Annotated in this window: 29 protein-coding genes; 7 read left to right on the top strand and 22 right to left on the bottom strand. The window is 45.0% G+C overall.

What is annotated here, in order from left to right; genetic code table 11:
* Positions 1-164: 164 nt before the first annotated feature.
* The 8 genes from WG932_RS12060 to WG932_RS12025 form a co-directional block, all read right to left on the bottom strand.
* Positions 165-605 carry a hypothetical protein gene (locus WG932_RS12060; RefSeq protein ID WP_483088100.1) on the bottom strand — a complete coding sequence of 147 codons (441 nt, stop codon included), beginning with the start codon at positions 603-605 and terminating at the stop codon, positions 165-167.
* A 56-nt stretch (positions 606-661) separates the two neighbouring features.
* Positions 662-1,054 carry a hypothetical protein gene (locus WG932_RS12055; protein WP_483088099.1) on the bottom strand — a complete coding sequence of 131 codons (393 nt, stop codon included), beginning with the start codon at positions 1,052-1,054 and terminating at the stop codon, positions 662-664.
* Between the two features lie 107 nt (positions 1,055-1,161).
* On the bottom strand, positions 1,162-1,710 hold the full coding sequence (locus tag WG932_RS12050) for a hypothetical protein (RefSeq protein ID WP_483088098.1): 549 nt from the start codon (positions 1,708-1,710) through the stop codon (positions 1,162-1,164).
* A complete protein-coding gene (locus WG932_RS12045; RefSeq protein WP_483088097.1) occupies positions 1,674-2,186 on the bottom strand; it encodes a hypothetical protein in 513 nt (170 codons plus the stop codon). Before WG932_RS12045 ends, WG932_RS12050 begins: the two co-directional genes overlap by 37 nt.
* Before the next feature lies 1 nt (position 2,187).
* Complete coding sequence (locus WG932_RS12040; RefSeq protein ID WP_483088096.1) at positions 2,188-2,697, bottom strand: phage holin family protein; 510 nt, start codon at positions 2,695-2,697, stop codon at positions 2,188-2,190.
* 4 nt (positions 2,698-2,701) lie between these two features.
* Entirely contained in the window at positions 2,702-3,244 is a 543-nt protein-coding gene (locus WG932_RS12035; RefSeq protein ID WP_483088095.1) for a hypothetical protein, read from the bottom strand.
* Complete coding sequence (locus WG932_RS12030; RefSeq protein WP_483088094.1) at positions 3,184-3,630, bottom strand: hypothetical protein; 447 nt, start codon at positions 3,628-3,630, stop codon at positions 3,184-3,186. Before WG932_RS12030 ends, WG932_RS12035 begins: the two co-directional genes overlap by 61 nt.
* A gap of 57 nt (positions 3,631-3,687) precedes the next feature.
* Positions 3,688-4,671, bottom strand: coding sequence for a hypothetical protein (locus WG932_RS12025; protein WP_483088093.1), 984 nt, complete (start codon positions 4,669-4,671; stop codon positions 3,688-3,690).
* An 81-nt stretch (positions 4,672-4,752) separates the two neighbouring features.
* Between WG932_RS12025 and WG932_RS12020 the strand changes: the two genes are divergently transcribed.
* From WG932_RS12020 to WG932_RS11990, 7 genes are all read left to right on the top strand, one after another.
* Positions 4,753-5,241 (top strand): phage terminase small subunit-related protein, encoded by a 489-nt coding sequence (locus tag WG932_RS12020; protein WP_483088092.1) that lies wholly within the window; start codon positions 4,753-4,755, stop codon positions 5,239-5,241.
* On the top strand, positions 5,238-5,450 hold the full coding sequence (locus WG932_RS12015) for a hypothetical protein (RefSeq protein WP_483088091.1): 213 nt from the start codon (positions 5,238-5,240) through the stop codon (positions 5,448-5,450). Before WG932_RS12020 ends, WG932_RS12015 begins: the two co-directional genes overlap by 4 nt.
* Before the next feature lie 695 nt (positions 5,451-6,145).
* Complete coding sequence (gene terL, locus WG932_RS12010; protein ID WP_483088090.1) at positions 6,146-6,805, top strand: phage terminase large subunit; 660 nt, start codon at positions 6,146-6,148, stop codon at positions 6,803-6,805.
* 29 nt (positions 6,806-6,834) lie between these two features.
* Entirely contained in the window at positions 6,835-7,224 is a 390-nt protein-coding gene (locus WG932_RS12005; RefSeq protein WP_483088089.1) for a hypothetical protein, read from the top strand.
* Between the two features lie 3 nt (positions 7,225-7,227).
* Positions 7,228-9,708: a phage portal protein family protein gene (locus WG932_RS12000; RefSeq protein ID WP_483088088.1), complete on the top strand. Its 2,481-nt coding sequence runs from the start codon at positions 7,228-7,230 to the stop codon at positions 9,706-9,708.
* Complete coding sequence (locus WG932_RS11995; protein ID WP_483088087.1) at positions 9,708-10,178, top strand: phage virion morphogenesis family protein; 471 nt, start codon at positions 9,708-9,710, stop codon at positions 10,176-10,178. The genes WG932_RS12000 and WG932_RS11995 overlap by 1 nt, the downstream gene beginning before the upstream one ends.
* A 44-nt stretch (positions 10,179-10,222) precedes the next feature.
* A complete protein-coding gene (locus WG932_RS11990; protein ID WP_483088086.1) occupies positions 10,223-10,666 on the top strand; it encodes a hypothetical protein in 444 nt (147 codons plus the stop codon).
* Between the two features lie 57 nt (positions 10,667-10,723).
* Here the strand turns inward: WG932_RS11990 and WG932_RS11985 are convergent, their stop codons facing one another.
* From WG932_RS11985 to WG932_RS11920, 14 genes are all read right to left on the bottom strand, one after another.
* The gene (locus WG932_RS11985) at positions 10,724-10,930 is read right to left on the bottom strand and encodes a hypothetical protein (protein ID WP_483088085.1); all 207 of its coding nucleotides are present in this window, start codon (positions 10,928-10,930) and stop codon (positions 10,724-10,726) included.
* A gap of 86 nt (positions 10,931-11,016) precedes the next feature.
* A complete protein-coding gene (locus tag WG932_RS11980) occupies positions 11,017-11,523 on the bottom strand; it encodes a hypothetical protein (RefSeq protein ID WP_483088084.1) in 507 nt (168 codons plus the stop codon).
* Positions 11,524-11,595: 72 nt separating this feature from the next.
* A complete protein-coding gene (locus WG932_RS11975; protein ID WP_483088083.1) occupies positions 11,596-11,814 on the bottom strand; it encodes a hypothetical protein in 219 nt (72 codons plus the stop codon).
* Positions 11,807-12,424: a hypothetical protein gene (locus WG932_RS11970; RefSeq protein ID WP_483088082.1), complete on the bottom strand. Its 618-nt coding sequence runs from the start codon at positions 12,422-12,424 to the stop codon at positions 11,807-11,809. Before WG932_RS11970 ends, WG932_RS11975 begins: the two co-directional genes overlap by 8 nt.
* Before the next feature lie 250 nt (positions 12,425-12,674).
* Positions 12,675-12,983 (bottom strand): hypothetical protein, encoded by a 309-nt coding sequence (locus WG932_RS11965; RefSeq protein ID WP_483088081.1) that lies wholly within the window; start codon positions 12,981-12,983, stop codon positions 12,675-12,677.
* 16 nt (positions 12,984-12,999) lie between these two features.
* Positions 13,000-13,266: a hypothetical protein gene (locus WG932_RS11960; protein WP_483088080.1), complete on the bottom strand. Its 267-nt coding sequence runs from the start codon at positions 13,264-13,266 to the stop codon at positions 13,000-13,002.
* Between the two features lie 316 nt (positions 13,267-13,582).
* Positions 13,583-14,161 carry a hypothetical protein gene (locus WG932_RS11955; RefSeq protein ID WP_483088079.1) on the bottom strand — a complete coding sequence of 193 codons (579 nt, stop codon included), beginning with the start codon at positions 14,159-14,161 and terminating at the stop codon, positions 13,583-13,585.
* A gap of 127 nt (positions 14,162-14,288) precedes the next feature.
* Positions 14,289-14,603, bottom strand: coding sequence for a hypothetical protein (locus WG932_RS11950; RefSeq protein WP_483088078.1), 315 nt, complete (start codon positions 14,601-14,603; stop codon positions 14,289-14,291).
* Between the two features lie 34 nt (positions 14,604-14,637).
* Positions 14,638-15,048: a hypothetical protein gene (locus WG932_RS11945; RefSeq protein WP_483088077.1), complete on the bottom strand. Its 411-nt coding sequence runs from the start codon at positions 15,046-15,048 to the stop codon at positions 14,638-14,640.
* A complete protein-coding gene (locus WG932_RS11940) occupies positions 15,045-15,416 on the bottom strand; it encodes a DUF4406 domain-containing protein (protein WP_483088076.1) in 372 nt (123 codons plus the stop codon). The genes WG932_RS11945 and WG932_RS11940 overlap by 4 nt, the downstream gene beginning before the upstream one ends.
* Positions 15,413-15,979, bottom strand: a complete 567-nt coding sequence (locus WG932_RS11935) for a 3'-5' exonuclease (protein WP_483088075.1) — start codon at positions 15,977-15,979, stop codon at positions 15,413-15,415. The genes WG932_RS11940 and WG932_RS11935 overlap by 4 nt, the downstream gene beginning before the upstream one ends.
* Entirely contained in the window at positions 15,976-16,209 is a 234-nt protein-coding gene (locus tag WG932_RS11930) for a hypothetical protein (protein WP_483088074.1), read from the bottom strand. The genes WG932_RS11935 and WG932_RS11930 overlap by 4 nt, the downstream gene beginning before the upstream one ends.
* The gene (locus WG932_RS11925; protein ID WP_483088073.1) at positions 16,206-16,469 is read right to left on the bottom strand and encodes a hypothetical protein; all 264 of its coding nucleotides are present in this window, start codon (positions 16,467-16,469) and stop codon (positions 16,206-16,208) included. The genes WG932_RS11930 and WG932_RS11925 overlap by 4 nt, the downstream gene beginning before the upstream one ends.
* Positions 16,451-17,086, bottom strand: a complete 636-nt coding sequence (locus WG932_RS11920) for an HNH endonuclease signature motif containing protein (RefSeq protein ID WP_483088072.1) — start codon at positions 17,084-17,086, stop codon at positions 16,451-16,453. Before WG932_RS11920 ends, WG932_RS11925 begins: the two co-directional genes overlap by 19 nt.
* Between the last annotated feature and the right edge of the window lie 7 nt (positions 17,087-17,093).

Below are 17,093 nucleotides of genomic sequence, written 5' to 3'. Positions count from 1 at the left end.
TTTTTTCGGTTTTTCGGGATCTTCATTTTCATATCCCGGAGCATCTGACATACCCCACAATATCACACTCCAGGGAACACCCCAAAGCACATATTGCCAGCTCCATCCTGTTTTTTCACAGATATAGAAGATGATCCCGGCAGGGCTATTGAGGCCGGTAGCCTTTAACTCCCCCTTTTTGTCGCCTTTTTTGTTTGACCCTGATTGGCCGGATCGGTTATTTTCATCGCCCTTACCAATCTGGTAGTACTCATAAAATCCACAGTGCCATTATACACCAGTGCAAATTCCAGCATTTTCAATATGCGCATCCAGTCCAGGTGGCGGAGCAGGTAGCCTGCCAGCCAGCCGGATAGCCACCGGATCTTCCACTTATCATTAAGGATGGCCATAGCCACGGCCTTACATATAGCCCGGCCATGTTTTGCCATTAGCTCCAGCGCCGCTTCGCTTTCTATCTCCTTAAGCTGCTCTTCCTTAATACCAGTAGATAAGTAGCACTCGGCCACATGCAGTAGGGTTCCGGCGTACAGTTTCCGCACTTTCAGTTTTAGCGTTTTCTTACCAAAGAGACGTAAAAAAGAGGGGCTTTGACCTCCGCCCATATGCCCCTCTCCAATATACTTTGTGCAGCTCTTAGTTCTGTATTCCCTTCCATGTGCTAGGCTGCCGGTTCTGTCCAGGTCCAGTCCGGCACAGCTGGCAATCCTGTATCCTGGATTGTCCCGTTCACATCAATCAAATTGATGTTTTCCTCCGTGATCTGGAAGTTAGGTTTCACATAGTGAAGGAAAGCCGGTACCTCTATAATAGAGCCATCCTCTACCGTGATCTTAAGTGCCTTAGTCCTGTCAGACCTACTCTTAGGAGCGTTCCAAGTGTCCACTTCTCCCACTGTAGTAATGGTTCCACCAAGTGCCGCTTGCAAGTTGGTAGGATCCGTGTCCATCAGCTGGAAAGTAATCTCGATAGCCGCTGGGCTTATCGTTCTCACACGAGGAGAACTCCTCCCTTGCTGAAAGTGCTCAGTAATTGCCGGGTCTGGTTCTGTCATCGAGAAAGTATCCCGGTATACAGGTACCTCTGCGTAGTTTGAGGTAGCCCCCGTTGCGGGATCAAAATCCCCCATTTCTATTTTCGTTGCGCCGTAGGTTACAGCCATTATTTACCTCCTTCGTTTTCGTTTTCGTTTTGCTTTCCTTTCTCAAATTCGGCCACAGCCTCCTTTAGTTTTTCATCACTGATATTGTGTACAGGTTTTTTGCCTGCCAGCTCAGTGTACCTCGCCTCTAGGGCTGCTCTCTCTTTTTCCGCCTCAGTTTTCTCAGCATCACCTGCTGATTTACCACTAGTGCTTTCTGCTTCACCTGCTGGTTTACCACTAGTGCTTTCTGGTTCGCCTGCTGGTTTACCACTAGTACTTTCCTTTGCGCCACCCTGCGCCTGAAACTCATTCTTTGCCCCATTTGGGAGCAATGGTTTCTCGGTAATGTCTTCCACAGTTTGGTCGATTGAGAAATTTCCGCTATTCGCCATTTGCCTGGTGATCTTCGTCACCTCTTTTGCTTTGAGGCTCTTGGCGTGATTGGTGGCGTCGTTCTCTTCCCTGAATGCCTGCCCGTCTGAGGTGAAAAAGAATACCTTATCTGCCAGATGTCTGGCAAATATGATCTTTACTTTCTCTTCCACTTTTTTAGATATTTGAGCCATGATAATGGATTAAAATTGAACCTTAAATAAAGCACTACCACCAATAACAGGAAGCCCACCGGCCACACCCACCAGGGTAGCGCTCTTTTCTTTTTTACTTCGCTTGCCTCAGCATCTCCTCTCGCTTTGTCAGATTCTGACGCTGTGGTCTTTTCAGAGCCGTATCTCAATGAAGATCTAGCCACTGGTCGGGCTATGCTCTTATAATAAACCGTACTGTCTGTGATCGTAAGCTCTAATTCTAATCCTTTAGACCGTACAGGTATCACAATTGGCAATCGCCCTAATGTTTTATAAGGGATAGTCCCTATTAGCGTGTCCCCAAAATACTCCGTTTGCAGAAACATCTTTTGGCGGTTGATCTCAATAGCGGCCTCTCGCTCTTCCGAAAATCTAACCCTGCTTTTTGCCTTCTGTACCGTGCCACAAGCGCACAAGAGATAAATAGCTGTTATTAAAATGATGATTAACCGCATATTATTCGCCTTTTGGTTTACCGAAACTCTTAAGCCTTTCTATCCAGTAGGTTTTTGGTTTTCCTGTGATGGTTCCCACGTTTTCTAATATAGACACCAGCACTTCTAGCACTATCACCAATACCAGAAATACATAGATGGAATCAAATATGGCCGCTGCCGCATGTTTTTCCTGATACCGGAATGATTCTGAAAACAGGAAAGGGACAGCCATTAGTACAAGATAGTACACCGTCTTAAAACTAAACCTGCTGAATTTTTTAGACTCAAAAGGTTCACCTCGCACTTTGCTCGCCTGTATGCCACTCCATAGCTCAGCTACCCAAGCTAATAGCAAGGCAGCAAAAGCCAGCATGTCCAAACCAAACACCCTCGCCACCATCGTACCCACTCCCGTCATCAAGAAAGTTGGCACGGTCAGCTGGTATTTGAGGGTAGGGAGCAGGCTTTGCAGCAGCTCCATACAGTCCCCAAATCCAAAACTTTTCAATATGGCCTCAAAGAATTTCACCCGACTATTCGGTTACCTCCTCAGAAGCGATCGCTCCAATATACTTCGCCTTCTTAGGCAACGCTATAAAGTAATGCCTCACAGCGTACTTATTAGTCTGATTTTCAGGATCAGCAGAAGACGGAGCAAAATACTGCTTAGTCATACCTGTCTTTCTAGCGATGTTTGGAACATAGAATGCCACCGAGGCTTGATGCTCTCCCGTAGAAGGTGTGGCAGCAAAGGCGTTTTTCACCTTACCATCATAATATGGGTTAGCTACATACTGGTAGATCTGGAAACCTGCCACCATTGGAGCCACTTTACCGGTATTATAATTAACCAACTGGTCTCCAAAATTCTTCCTATCAAGCAAAGCATCATTCCAATGATCTGTGCTTAACACTATCCTTCTCCCCGACATAGGTACCTCTAGCGCATCAAATGCATCCTTCATCGCTACAAGGTCATCATACTGAAACCTCCTGCGACCAGTAGCTCCCCCGCCTACAATATCACCCGTGGTGAATAATACAGGTGTAGAAGCTGTGTGTCCCGAAGGAGCCAAGGCGTGAATAGCTTTTGCGTATTTCTTTTTAAAATAGCTTGATTCAGCGTTCCTGTTGCTGCGTCTATCCTCGCATAAGAGGCTCCTATCACCTGGTCATCACTCAAGCTGACCACTTTTGTCTGATACTTGTCTAGACTAATAGTGATGTCTGTATCCGTGTAAGCTTGCACTGCTAGCGGATACGTACTATTGTTCACCAATACATCCGGCTCAAAAGTGCTGGCAGGAAGGTGTATAATATTTTGTTCAGAAGCATCCCCGGAACCAACCTCTAATACCGCAGTATCCAGCTCCTCAACCCCCTCTAGCCATGGCGCCTCGTCGGTCGCTCTGAGGTTGGTCTCCACTCTGGCTCTCCATACCTCTGGAAAATTTGTAGGCATAATTTCTTATTGTTTAAATGGTTTTTAACTCTTCTTTAATTGCGCTTTTAATCTGTCTTAATCCCCCTTATGAGAACAATGCCTGATAACCGTCCGGGTTGTTTTCCTTAAAGGCCAATTGCTTTTGCAAAGGCATTTTTGGAAATCATCCAAAGACTTGGGATCATCAGGGTTACCTGCTCCCGCATTACCTCCTGCATTAGCCGCTAAGCTTGATTTGCCCGGCATATTGTCCAGGATACCTTTTGCAAGCTCGGCATCAGATAAATACAGCTTCACATACTGCTCTTTTTGCGCAGCGGTAAGCTTCCCTGCAAGGATGGCCGCATTCACAGCATCGTTTGCATTCTTTTCCACAGCTGCTAGTTGCGCATCCTTCATTACTTTTAAGGCGTCTTTGGTTGCCGTATGGGCTTCCTCCTCCTTTTTCAGCCTCGCACCTAGCTGCATGATGGCATTATTTACCTCGGTAGGATCTTCCTGATTGGTAAGCCCTACTGCTAGCAGCGCAGTTAGTGCTGTGCCACTTAATTTGAATTTCTCCATATCTGTCTCTGTTTTTGGTTGTCCGCTTGATTGGGCTCGTAAGGAGGATAGGCTTAGTTTTATTTCCTTATCTTCCATTAGCTGGCCGGGAGCAGCATAGAGCCTTACCGCATTGGCATTGCCGGGGATGGTCACCAGACTGGCCTCTATTAGCTCAGACTGCACCAGATCAAACACCCCGTCAAGGGCTTTCTCCATAAACTCCTCTGCCCATAGGAATCCCATAGACACAGCTTTAAGGAAACCCCTCTCAGCCTTGCCTGCGATAGCTTTAGCCTTCTCATCCTCCATGTCAAACTCATCGTCTGCCAGAAGTAGATTGCCCTCAATCCTGATATTAGTCCAGCGACCGATAATAGCATCCAGATCCCAGTCTCTATGCATCGCTAACATGACAGGATTGGCCCTAAACCGTTCGAGGTCTATGCCCGCATTCTGCACCCTAAATCCGTACACATTAGCTTTTGTCTCATCATTCAATATCCATGTTGCCATTCGGTCGCTGATCTAATTGTTTGCCCTTTGAGCTCCAAAGTTGAGGCAAGCCTTTGAGCTCTCGAAATACTTGTGCAATGCTTGCGCTGTTTTTTAGTTTTCAGGGGATTACCTGCCAATTTTGAGGCAAATAATAGCGGTATGGCAGTGAGAAAAGACAAAATACGCACCCAGGCAATGGACCACTACATAGAGAATATGGAGTGCACCAAAAAGGAAATCGCAGAACTCTTCCAAGTCTCGGAAAAGACCGTAGGTAATTGGTCTAATGCAGACGACTGGGACGGTAAGCGACTAGACTTCCATGCCAGCCCTGTTAAGATCAAGCAGTTTCTCCAAAAGGAATTACTCAATGTGGTGCAGGGACAGGCCAGTACATTAAATGCCGACACCATCAGTAAGTTAATGTCTGCACTGGACCGGTGCGACAAGAAAGCCGACCCCATCGTAGTCCACCGCATCCTTAAGGATCTGGACAACTTCATATCTGAGGTTAATCCCGAGTTTGCCGTTGAGTGTGTTCACTTTCACAAGCAGTTTTTGATCCACCGAATTAGCCTAGAAGCATGAGCCTAGAGAATAGAAAATACCTCCGGCTCCTGAGCGACTATGACAAGCACTGCGCAAGGATAGCCAAATCAACCAGCATAGACATCCACGAGACTGCCGAAGCCAAAAGCAAAAGGATTCAGGATCTCGAAAAGGATTACATCCGCTGGTTTGAATACTACTTCCCTAATTTTGAAAAAAGAAGTCTGCATGGTTTCACAATGAATTAGCCGATAAGGTTACCCAAAACAAGAGCATTCGCCTACTGGCAGAATGGTACAGAGGGGCTGCCAAGTCTGTCCATATAGACATGGGCTTGCCCTTATTCTTGTACCTGGCAAAGAATGACCTGCGCTATATGCTTTTGGTCGGACAAACCGAAACAAAGGCAAACAAACTGCTTTCCGGCATACAGTCACAGCTTAGCCATAACAATCGGCTTAAAAATGACTACGGAGAGAAAGGGCAGCATGGCAACTGGGCCGAGGGTGACTTTGTGACTACCGACGGGGTTCGGTTTACAGCCATTGGATTTGGGCAGGATCCACGAGGGAGCAGGGAAGATGCAGACAGGCCGGACTACATCGTAGTGGATGACGTAGATAGTAAGAAGCACGTCAACAATGATCGCTTAATGCGAGAAGCCCTGGACTTTATCACAGAGGATATTTGGGGCTGCTTTGACTCAGATCAAGACGCCACCGACCGCTTTATCTTTGCAAATAACAACTTTCATCGTAACGGGATCACCAACCGCCTACGGGTATACTTCTTGGAGCAGCTGCAAAAGCAGAAAGCCAGCGGAAGAGCCACCCGTACGCTATTTGATGTATTCCGTGTCTGCGCTGTTAAGAACCTAACCGACTTTGAGCCGGAGTGGCCAGAGAGAGGAACCGCTGAATTTTGGCGGGACAAGTACGATAACATGCCCTACCGTTCATTTATGCGGGAGTACATGCACGTGCACATTGAGGAGGGCAAGGTTTTTAAATCTAAGGACATGCTGTACAAATCGCCTTATATGCTCAGGGAATATGATGCCCTTTGCTTTTATGGAGATTTATCCTATAAAGCAAATGGTGATTTCAAAGGTATGGTACTGGTAGGTAAGAAAGGCCGGGAGTTTCATATACTCCTCACGTACTTAAGGCAAAAGAGCCGGGCAGATGTGGCCAGATGGCTCTATGACGAATACGAACGGTTTAACCTTGGTAAGCTTAATATCCGATACTTTATAGAGGGCCTTTTCGCCATGGACGAGTTTACGAACGACTTTATGCTGGAAGGTGACAGCCGAGATTACCACATCCCCGTGAGACCGGACAAAAGACCAAAAGGAGACAAGTTTGACAGAATAGAAAGTATGCTAGGCTTCTTTGAGGCGCACCTGGTTTTCTTCAATGAAGACTGGCAAACAGTGGATCAGTTGGAGCTTATCAATCAGTTTCTGGCATTCGAAAAAGGATCACAGGCACACGATGACGGCCCCGATGCCGTCCATGGTGCATTCTCATACGTCAATAGGCGGGTAGTGAAGCAAGGTGCTTCTTACGTCATGGGCGAACGAACCGATAACCATTACTAGACATTATGGCATTTATTACCAAAATAGACATGGAAAGTCACATCTGGCCCGAGGGCATGGCCACCATCAGCCGGGATGACGACACCAAAATAGAGGAGGCCATCCAATCGGCCATCATGGAGGCGGCTATTTACCTAACCAGGTACAACACAGACACCATCTTTGCTTCTGAGAACCCCGAGAAGCTGGCCTATGCCAACCTGATCACTTATATCAAGGACATAGCCAAATGGCACTTTATCAATGTAGCCAATGTGCAGGTGGATCTGGAACTGGCAGAAAGCAGGTACGACAGGGCAATTAAGGGGCTGATACAGATCAGCCGTACAGTCATGCCCGGCTGGCCGCTCTTAGAAGAGGATCTCGACAGGCCATTTAGAACCGGATCTAATCAGAAATTTAACCATACAGGATTTTAACCTATGGAAAAGAAAGAAACCAATAGCAGGGTAGGTAAAACCTACCTGCCCTGGAAACCAAAATCTATCAGCCGTACCCGTCAGGATATCCGTACATGGAATCAGGCGCTAAACCTATGGAACCTGGAAGAGGAACCGCAGACATGGCCACTACAGCGCCTGTATGATGAGATCAGGCTGGATGGCCTTGTGAGCTCTCAGTTATCCAATAGGGACAATCAGGTTTTTAGCACCGGGTTTTCTCTTAAGAAACCAAATGGAGAAGTGGACGAGGAACAAACCAAGCTGCTACAAAAGCACCCACTTTACCGATTCTTTACCAAGACGGTACTTGAGTCCAAGTGGAATGGTTACAGCCTTATTGAATTCTCCAATAAATTAGTCAATGGTAAACCGGAACTAACTGCCGAGCTAATACCTCGATACAATGTAGTCCCAAGGACGGGGAAGTTTTACCAAGACTTTACCGACATGACCAAATATATTTTTTACCGGGATCTTCCTGAGTTTGGTACATGGATTCTGGAATTCAATTCAGGCTATGAGGGGGAGTTAAATAAAGTGGTCGCCCCCACATTGCTTACTCGCTTTACCGAGGCTTGCTGGTCTGAACTCTGTGAGATATACGGCATTCCGCCACGGGTGATGAAGACCGACACGCAAAACACCTCCGCACTAAGCAGGGCCGAGAAGATGATGAAAGACATGGGGTCAGCGGCTTGGTTCATCATAGACGAGACAGAAAGCTTTGAGTTTGCAAAAGGTGTCGCCACAAACGGGGACGTATACCGTAACCTCCTCAATCACTTAAGGGATAAGATTTGCCTATTGATTTCAGGCGGGCTAATCTCCCAGGACACGCAAAACGGCAGCCGGGCAAAAGACGAGGTAGCCTTTGAGCAATTATGGTTATTGGTGCAGGCAGATATGTCCATGCTAGAAGAGGCATGGAATAGCACCATCATTCCGGCCCTGGTCACACACGGACTGCTTAAGGGGGAGCTTAGCTTTGAGTTTGATCCGGCCGACGATACAGAGCAGCTGTGGGCTTATGTAGAAGGGCTTTTGCCTCACTACAAGATAGACCCGGAATGGATCAAGGATAAGTTTGGGGTGGAGATCACAGAGCAGAAAGAACGAAATACCTTTGAGGAAACGCTGGCACTGGCCATGAGCGGGGGGAGCAGTGGTTTTTTTCTCAAAGCCCCGGCAGAGATCGGGGCAAATTGTGGCTGTCTCCACACAGCAAAACTAAACCTCCCAAAAGAGGCCCCAAAAAGTGAGAAGCTGATCAATCAGGTAGCCGAAAGCAAAGGCAAACTGAAATTTGACCCGGTTACTTTTCATGCCACGGCCAAGACACTAATCAAAGGACTAAACAAAGGGCTAAAGACCAGCAAAATAAACCTGGACATCAAAACTGCTTATGGTATAGATGACCCACATTTGCTAACCTCTTTTGAAATGAACCTTTTTAGGTTTTCTGCTGGGAAGACACTCGCAGAAGTGCAGGCGCTTAATGAAGCCTTCCGAAAGGCCAAAAACCCTACGGAATTCAATACCGCCGCCAAGCAAATAGGTGATGTGTTCAATGACAATTGGCTCAGGACAGAATACGACACAGCCGTATTGACCGGAGAGAGTGCCGCCAACTATTACAGCCTATTGCGAGATGTGGACAGCTTCCCTTATTGGGAATACCGCACCGTGGGTGACAATGCCGTAAGACCGGAACATGCCGCACTTGACGGGCTTATACTCCCCGCAAACGATCCGCTTTGGCAAAAGATATTCCCCCCAAATGGCTGGAACTGCCGTTGCTATGTAGTCGCCAAGATGGCGCATGAAGTAGCCGAGGTGGACTTCGAAGCACAGCGGGAGCGGATAAATGAGTTCTTTGGCTCAGAAGAGTTTGACAGGGCCGTAAATCAAGGATTCGGAGTAAACAGAGCCACCACAGGAGAGGTGTACACTGCCAATCAACAGTACATCACAGGTAAAAACCTGAGTGCGACCAATAAGCAACTTAATTCGCTTGGTCCTGATGACTTTGAGCTTAACCCATTTAATGAATCCATTAAAAAAGGCAAGGGTGAAATAAGCAGCTATACAGGCACCGGCTCCGATTGGCTCCAAGGGCTGGACATTCTAAACGATCTACCTACGCTCTATGATTACAACGAAAGGGCATTGGCTATCCAACCTGCCAGATGGCAGCAGTTGACCAGCACTAGCAACCCTGACAAGGTGAAGCTGCTTAATGAACTGGTGGATGTAATCAGCAAGCCAAGCGAACTATGGATGAAGGGCAGTAGGGCTACCGGCAAGATGGACGAGCTCATCTATATCCGCTACTACGAGGAACAGTCTATGGCCGTAACCGGAAGGATGAGCAAGGACAATATATTGGAGCTCTACAACTGGCAAACCATCACCGCCAAGAGTAGTGAGAAATTTAGAAAAGGACTGCTAATCAAAAAGTAATGGCAAAAGACACTACTCAGCAAATCAACAGCTTTTTTAAAAAGCACTCGGCCTACTTTGATAAGAAAGCCCCCGGCATCATAGCCAAGACAGCTGTGGAATATTACAAGGGAACCTTCCGCAGCAAAAGCTTTGACGGAAAGCCATGGCCTGCCGTATCCAAAACCTACAAGCCCAAAAGGGGCTCACTCATGGTGCGAAGCGGTAAGCTGATGAATTCCATCCAAGACACCCTTACCACGCCCTCCAAAGTGGTGATCAGTGCAGGCAACAGTAAGGTACCTTATGCCAAGATCCATAACGAAGGAGGGGATCAAGCGGGCTGCCAGATCAGAGACCTTTCGGAGAAACCGAAAGAAAAACGGCAAATTCCGAAAAGGTACCACCGCAGGCCGTGGAATGACTTTCAAGGCCAGCACCGGCAGAATGCCAAAGCGTCAATTTATGGGCTATTCCGTAGCCCTCAATAATCAGATTTTCACCAGGCTAAAAGCAGCCTATAAATTCAAGTAAGATGGAAATAGAAGACCTTTATACAGGCGTAGCAGACCTAGTGGCCAGCGTACCGGACATCAAGTGGGTAGATGAAGACTTTGGACAGCTGGATAATTTTAATATCAAACCTGCCTTGGCCTTCCCTTGCGTACTAATTGGTATAGACTTCCCTCAGATAGCAGACCTTGGGCAAAAGAAACAAAAACCACAGGTACTGGTTAATATCAAGATAGCCATCAGTTATACCGGAGAGACCGCACACGCCACCCCGGAGGCTGTCCGCAATAGAGCACTGGAATACTATGCCCTGGTCAAGGAAGTCTATAAAAAACTACACGGACAGCGGATAGGTACCAGCCAGCTAAAACGAGTGGCCCAAGTCACCACCGCACGGCCGGACAGGATCAGAATAGTGGAAATGCCATTTAGGACAGACTTTATTGATACATCCGCAGCGGATTAAACACAAAAAAGGCGATAAAACTAATTATCGCCTTTTAACTTGCTAATAAACCCAAACCTAACTAAAAAGTAGTTTTTGTGCCGGGTGGTGATTGGCTCTGCTCACCCGCATATTCTTGATGTTCATCCATTGCCGGTAACTGATATAGATATTGTGCTGGGGAAAGATGTTTCTTACTATCCTGGTATCCGGGATATCCTCCTCCTTTACCTTATAGTACACCTCTCGAATGTACTGTACAGTCTTGATGTAATTGTCTCTCACATAGGGCATATACAAAAATAACCTGCCATACTGACAGGTTTAAGGAAATTATTGACAGGTTTTTGATGTTTTTTTAAGAATCAAACTTAAATATCACCTACAGCTCTTTGATCTTCCTCTTTTTGGTAAGCTTCCGCCTCGCTAAATAAACCCCTATGTATCATTAAAATATTGTCCTCAGATATCCCCTCATAATTCAAAGAAAGCAAAATGCTTTTAGTTCTCCATAAATACTTATCCATATACCTGTTTGTTTTTTCACCTCGTCCGTATGCCTCTGTGAAAACCTTATGAATAAGAGACCCGTTAGGTTTTTCCATATCAATCATCAATGCTGTTAGCTTATTGTCAAAAACCCCTACAATTATTGATTCTAACTCAATATCATTCCCAACCTTCAATAGGTCTTCATCTATAACTTTATATAACTTCATCCCTGAAACAGGTTTTTCATTCGTCTCTATAAGTTTATCCGATACGCTGCTAATATCATTACCTAGAATCAAATCCTTAAACCCTGATTTTTCCTCAAGGTAATTCTTTGAACCCATTTTACTTTCATCCTGCGGGTATGCCAATAATGGTATTAGCATAAATAGTATTAAGATTTTAACATTCATATTATATAAGGTTATAGGGGAGAAACCCTCCCCCGGGTTAAAGTTCTAACTATTGATTTGGTCTATGCGCTCCATGGTTTTCCTGAGTTGTCGGAGATAATACCACTGTGGCTCCAGCTCGGGATTAAACCCATTGCCCTGGTCATTGAGGTTATAGGTAAGGTAGCGCTCTTCTACTTGGTCTAGCAGCTCTGCCATTCGCTTAGGGTCTGCATGGTCTCTAAAGAAGTCCTCCATAGGACTGAGATTATGTACCTTAGGCATATCCGCCTCCTTTCAGGCTAGCAATGGCATTACTTACCACAGCTTTGGGATAACCTATTACCAGCTGCTTTCCTGTTCGTTTGTTATACATGGCCCTATCTACCAGTGCAGACAGTACCCGAGCAGAGCGCACATGTCCGCACTTTACTTTACTTACATGCTTTCGCCCTATACCCAATTCCCCGGCTATGATGGGCTGGTCTCCCGGTATCAAATACCTATCCACCAAGGCCAATAATTCTTTTTCATCCTCCCGGAGCGTGATTTTATAAGACGTGGACCCTATAATCAAATCCTCTGCCCAGTCCCTAAATAGCTTAGCCCTCCCGGTCTTAAGAAAGAAACCCAAGCGAATGATTCCTCTTTTCGTCCAAAAGGTTTGATGCGGTTGCGCATTACTAAGGGTGTTGCGATTTGCGACACCCTTTACAAAATGCTTTCCCTCAATAAATTCATCCTGATTTCTACTTACTGTTGATCTGATTGATGATGTTGAACAGTCGTATCCATGTGCAACATCATTAGTGTTCATTAAAAACTCGTGATCCTTAGAAGGATTCACTTGGACAATAAGCGTGTCCGTTACTTTAATTGTTTTTGAATTGTACATGATGATGTGATTTTTAGCATGTGGACAAAAAAGAGCGGTGCCCACTTCCCGTTGCTAAAGTCCACATCACGTAGGCTTGCCATGGCCATTACGACCAAGGCACGGGGTTAGGCACCGCATATCATCACACTATAAGGCATAAAAAAAGCCAGACAGCAGTGCCGGGCAACTCTCGTTGCCTACGTTTATTGAACTTTAGCACTGCCAATATACGAAAAAAAATAAATATGTAAATAGTAAGGAAACTGAATTACTTTTTATTAAGCTTGATAATTAATACTTTATTCTCTTCCCTTAGTCGCTTCACTTCCTTATGGAGGCCGTTAATTCGAGCCTGTAAACTGTTGGCCCTCTGCTCTTTCTTTCTGTTCCCTTCTATCCAGAGCAGTAGCCGGGCCTTTTCCTCACGTAGTTTATCGATACTTTTAATTTCCCCAAGCACATGATTCAAATGCGCCACCTCACTTTCCAGCGCCCCCACTTCCTGCCTAAGCTTCTTAATGAAACTTTGGGCTATAAGTAGCTTCCCAAAATCTGTTTGTTGTAAAGGCGTATCCATAATTAATAATTACCAATTAAAAATTAACAATTAAAACCACTATCCCCCCACCGGCCATAGTGGCCAGCAAGTCCCAAACATTCTCCATCGTAATCACCTTATTCCGCCCATAATCCCATACTTCTTTCATGACACCTATATCTGTAGCGTTTCTCATCATTTCCCATGGATCGGATGAGTAAAGTAGTGTAGCCAATGCAGCCAAAGCCCCTAATGGCGCATGAAGCAGCAGCTTCTCACTATGCGGGAATAAATTCTGTATTTTCCTGATTATTGTTTTCATGATGATCTGTGATTTAGTGATATTGTGATGTAGTGAGAAGGGAAATGTTTATAATTAACAATTAAACAAACCCTCTTTTTTTGAAATATAAGTGTGAAAATCAATAGGCCGGTAAGAGACAAAGTCTGTCCTTTTCCGGTCCTCTATCTTAGTCTTTTTAAGCGCAAGTGGGACAATCCCCGTATTAACAGCCATGATCTCTCCCCAAGACCCCTTAAGCAATATAAACCTGCAAGATCTGCAAGCCTTAATTAACTGCTTTTGCGTCATTCTGTAGTTATATGGTTTCATTTCATTAACAATTAACAATTAAACATTATCTCCAATCCAAAATGCTTCCATTCGCAGCCTTGATGGCTTTTAACCCTTGCTCCCGTAAGTGACGGAAGTAGTCTGCATGCTGGTCCACTGGGAGCTTGGCAAAGTATGCCTTGTCCCATTCGTCCGGGTGACGTGGTTTGCCCCCTTGTACCATATCAGCCCTTAGCTCATTATAGTACTTCACCAGATTAGCTATGCTGTACTTTCCTTTCCATAGAAAGTTCTCAGAGCGGAAGTAATGGTGCAGCAACTGCTCTGTGATATCCACATGCTTGATCTTACCTGAGTCCGCAGGGCTTACCTTATATTTTATACCTACATGCTTTTCATACAGGGAGCAGAATAAGGCGATCTTTTGGTTAGGTGCTGCTGTTCGGGTGATGGTAAGCCCAAGTTGTTCATAAGCCTTAAGTCCCTCTTCATTATATGGTAGCTTAGAAATAAAGTACGTAAACTGAGCCACGGTTAATGGCTGTTTAAAAGCAATTTCAAAACCCTTTAAACGGTCATTTTCAAAGTTGATAATAAAGTGTCCGTTCAGCCTTGACGATGTTAGTTTATAGGTTGTTTTCATCTTTTTACCTTTACGAATAATGCCCCTTTGTACCTTCTCGTTCTTTCCATTACTTCACCACCGTTATTCTGTGAGGAAAGGGATGTATTACCTTCAATAGTCTTGAAGTAGCCCTCATTTATATGCCTTACAAATAGCCCGGTGTGTTCGTATATCCCGTCCCCATCCCAGTCAAAAAAACAATATCGTCCGGTTCCGGTTCGGTGGTGATCTGTCCTGTCTTCCTAAAATACTCTACAGCCGTCTGGCATCCGGCAAAGCCTTTGAGAAAACCTATATTCCCCAGCGGTCTGCCTGCCTGAGCATATACCCAGGAGACAAATATCCCGCACCATGCCACCCCATTCCACCCAAACCACTCTCCATACTTGGTTCGGTTTGATCCGGCAGGGCTTTCTGTGTAGCCTATTTCTTTTTGTGCGATTGCTATTATTTTGCTCATAGTTTCGATATCATTAATAATTAATAATTAACAATTAACTCCTATTCAATCCTTTCAGGTAGCTTGGATATACTTTCTCTTCCATAATGGTTACCAGTATATTGAGCTCCTGTACATTGTGCTGCATAAGTGGTTTTTTATAGCGCTGCTTAAGGCACCAATTGTTCACAGCCTGCACCACACTGGATGAGGACTGTACCTGATCTCCCCAGTTCATCTGCCGGGCTATGCTGATCATCTTTTTACGCTGTGCGTCTCCGGGCTTTGGGGTGAAGCTCCCCATATCTCGCTTTGGCCTGAGATGCTGCATTAGCAGACTGTACTGAATGTCTGACATTGCGCTAAGGCTCTCTGTCTGTCCATCCGTGAAGCTGCTTACTATTTCTGCCTTACTATAAGGCTTCCCCTTGATCAGGGCATAGAACTCTCTATAATTGCGCTTCATCCTATTTGAGCGTTTATGACTTTAATTTTCATTTTTTCCGCTAGGTCTTTTTCTATCCTAGCACCTTCTGACCTCTCCCAATCTGGCAGCATCCATATATAATCAGCATAAGGCAAGGCTGATACGCAAAGCTTCATAGCTGTCTCCCAACCACAAGAGGGGGCGACAAAGTCAACCGGGTTGATTACAGTGTATCCCCTCTTTTCTAAATTATGAGCAACTCTATCAAACTTTATTACCACCTCTTGGTAATCTAATCCCGATATTTTACCAGAGATATACACCACATTCCCTTTGTTATATACCCAATACATCTTCCAAAAATCAAGTCCGGCTAAATCCTTTGTGTATTTTCTTACTCTACTCATGGCAGGATATGTGTTTGTCCGTACACGTGCTTCATGCAGCTTATCTGATAATTGGCATCAGAGAAAGGCATATGCGGAACGCCTACAAATTCCACGTTCTCTTTTATGCTCCTTTCATGTCCATCCAGATAAGTTCGCACACATCGTTCATTATAGTACTTCCAAGGGATATTGTATCCTAGTAGCCTGTAAGCTGAGGCCAATATGGTACAGTCAAAGGATGGCCCCTTGCCCCACAGCTTCGTGTTTTCATCACATCGCTCATTCCAGAAGCCTGTAAAAGAGGCCACCATATAGCGGATAGATTCCTGATCTTTTTGCAAAAGGCGCAAAGTATCGGCCTTATCTTCCCACCATTCTATAGTTTCATTGTTTAAATGCATACCTATATTTAGGCAGCTCGTTGGAGACACGTTCATCTGGAAGCAAACGTCTCCTACTTCTATTTTGGTTAGCGGGCTTTCCCTAAAAGAGAAAGGGATGGCCGCTATACTGATGATCACTGCGCCGGCACCTGTGCCATATGTCTCCAGGTCTAGCATTACGTTTTCGTATTTTTTCATTTTCTTAAGTTTGGTTTTTTGAATGCATCCCATGAAGGATGGTACAGGTCTTTTTTCTTTGAATAGAGTTCATCTAACAGGGCAATAGTACTTTTGCCGGGGTTATTGATCACGTAGTTGATTACATTCGTTTCGGCCATGCTTTTGCCGATGATTAGCCCGGCTTTGATGCCCACTATTAGGGAAGCGGCAGCCACTATTAATGCGAGTAAAAAGGGTATCCAAATCATCCGTCAATCAATTTATCATCCGACTGATTAGTTATATTATACTGGGGCACCTGATCTTTTGTCAATCCCTCTTTTAATGCTAGTTTGGTTCCTTCTAGCATTACCTTTGCATTATTTACAATATTGGAAGCTATACCACTCATGGCTTTTGCTCGCTTTACTTCTTTATCGAAATCCTCTGCGCTCAGTTCTTCATCACCTAATCGCTCCATTTGTGCCATTAGGTGGTCGTTTAGGTCAGTTAATTTGTTTCTTGGCATGATTTTTTTAATTTTTTATTGAATTTTGAGAGTGTTTTGAGTGTTGATCTTAATTCCGGGGGAAATCTGTTAATAGTATTCCTCCGCATATTTTCCGCTCTACTAAGAAGTTCCCAGTTAGAAGGATTTGTATTTTCTTTATTCCCATCGATACACACAAGGCAGTGCCCCTTAGGTAGAGGTCCATTTATGGTCTCCCATCTATGCAAGTGCTTGAGTCTGTATTTTCCTTTTCTGATCCTTATCTCCACATAGCCGTCTTTTGACACCCTTTCGTGTCCATCGTAATTTGTGTTATGTGGACTATGGCCTTTTTTGAACATGGTAGATTTAACCTTTTCGTAGACTTCTTTTGGCATTTTTCGACCTTTATTAAAAGGACTATTACCCTTTGGGTATCGGTATGCTTTGCCTTTTTCCTGTAGTCTTTCCCCGTCTTCTTTTCTCCAAACTTTCAATATATCCGGGTCTTTCTTTAGCCCTAGATGATGGGCTTTGTTGTAGATTGGCCAAACAGTCGTTTTGAATATTTTCTCTAAATCTTGTGTCCTATGGTAAGGATAGAGGGAGCGGAGTAGATCCAGCTCCTCTTCTGTCCATATCTTGCGTTTTCTCATCACAAAG

Source organism: Cyclobacterium sp. SOCE241, from assembly GCF_056867545.1.
The sequence above is the reverse complement of the archived record's forward strand: the minus strand, read 5'-3'. Positions and strand labels throughout refer to the sequence as shown.

Coding starts and splice junctions, on each gene's coding strand:
- WG932_RS12060 (WP_483088100.1), bottom strand. CDS start 605: ATGGGCGGAGGTCAAAGCCCCTCTTTTTTACGTCTCTTTGGTAAGAAA.
- WG932_RS12055 (WP_483088099.1), bottom strand. CDS start 1,054: ATGACAGAACCAGACCCGGCAATTACTGAGCACTTTCAGCAAGGGAGG.
- WG932_RS12050 (WP_483088098.1), bottom strand. CDS start 1,710: ATGGCTCAAATATCTAAAAAAGTGGAAGAGAAAGTAAAGATCATATTT.
- WG932_RS12045 (WP_483088097.1), bottom strand. CDS start 2,186: ATGCGGTTAATCATCATTTTAATAACAGCTATTTATCTCTTGTGCGCT.
- WG932_RS12030 (WP_483088094.1), bottom strand. CDS start 3,630: ATGCCTACAAATTTTCCAGAGGTATGGAGAGCCAGAGTGGAGACCAAC.
- WG932_RS12025 (WP_483088093.1), bottom strand. CDS start 4,671: ATGGCAACATGGATATTGAATGATGAGACAAAAGCTAATGTGTACGGA.
- WG932_RS12015 (WP_483088091.1), top strand. CDS start 5,238: ATGAGCCTAGAGAATAGAAAATACCTCCGGCTCCTGAGCGACTATGAC.
- terL (WP_483088090.1), top strand. CDS start 6,146: ATGCCCTACCGTTCATTTATGCGGGAGTACATGCACGTGCACATTGAG.
- WG932_RS12005 (WP_483088089.1), top strand. CDS start 6,835: ATGGAAAGTCACATCTGGCCCGAGGGCATGGCCACCATCAGCCGGGAT.
- WG932_RS12000 (WP_483088088.1), top strand. CDS start 7,228: ATGGAAAAGAAAGAAACCAATAGCAGGGTAGGTAAAACCTACCTGCCC.
- WG932_RS11995 (WP_483088087.1), top strand. CDS start 9,708: ATGGCAAAAGACACTACTCAGCAAATCAACAGCTTTTTTAAAAAGCAC.
- WG932_RS11990 (WP_483088086.1), top strand. CDS start 10,223: ATGGAAATAGAAGACCTTTATACAGGCGTAGCAGACCTAGTGGCCAGC.
- WG932_RS11980 (WP_483088084.1), bottom strand. CDS start 11,523: ATGCTAATACCATTATTGGCATACCCGCAGGATGAAAGTAAAATGGGT.
- WG932_RS11975 (WP_483088083.1), bottom strand. CDS start 11,814: ATGCCTAAGGTACATAATCTCAGTCCTATGGAGGACTTCTTTAGAGAC.
- WG932_RS11970 (WP_483088082.1), bottom strand. CDS start 12,424: ATGTACAATTCAAAAACAATTAAAGTAACGGACACGCTTATTGTCCAA.
- WG932_RS11965 (WP_483088081.1), bottom strand. CDS start 12,983: ATGGATACGCCTTTACAACAAACAGATTTTGGGAAGCTACTTATAGCC.
- WG932_RS11960 (WP_483088080.1), bottom strand. CDS start 13,266: ATGAAAACAATAATCAGGAAAATACAGAATTTATTCCCGCATAGTGAG.
- WG932_RS11955 (WP_483088079.1), bottom strand. CDS start 14,161: ATGAAAACAACCTATAAACTAACATCGTCAAGGCTGAACGGACACTTT.
- WG932_RS11950 (WP_483088078.1), bottom strand. CDS start 14,603: ATGAGCAAAATAATAGCAATCGCACAAAAAGAAATAGGCTACACAGAA.
- WG932_RS11945 (WP_483088077.1), bottom strand. CDS start 15,048: ATGAAGCGCAATTATAGAGAGTTCTATGCCCTGATCAAGGGGAAGCCT.
- WG932_RS11940 (WP_483088076.1), bottom strand. CDS start 15,416: ATGAGTAGAGTAAGAAAATACACAAAGGATTTAGCCGGACTTGATTTT.
- WG932_RS11935 (WP_483088075.1), bottom strand. CDS start 15,979: ATGAAAAAATACGAAAACGTAATGCTAGACCTGGAGACATATGGCACA.
- WG932_RS11930 (WP_483088074.1), bottom strand. CDS start 16,209: ATGATTTGGATACCCTTTTTACTCGCATTAATAGTGGCTGCCGCTTCC.
- WG932_RS11925 (WP_483088073.1), bottom strand. CDS start 16,469: ATGCCAAGAAACAAATTAACTGACCTAAACGACCACCTAATGGCACAA.
- WG932_RS11920 (WP_483088072.1), bottom strand. CDS start 17,086: ATGAGAAAACGCAAGATATGGACAGAAGAGGAGCTGGATCTACTCCGC.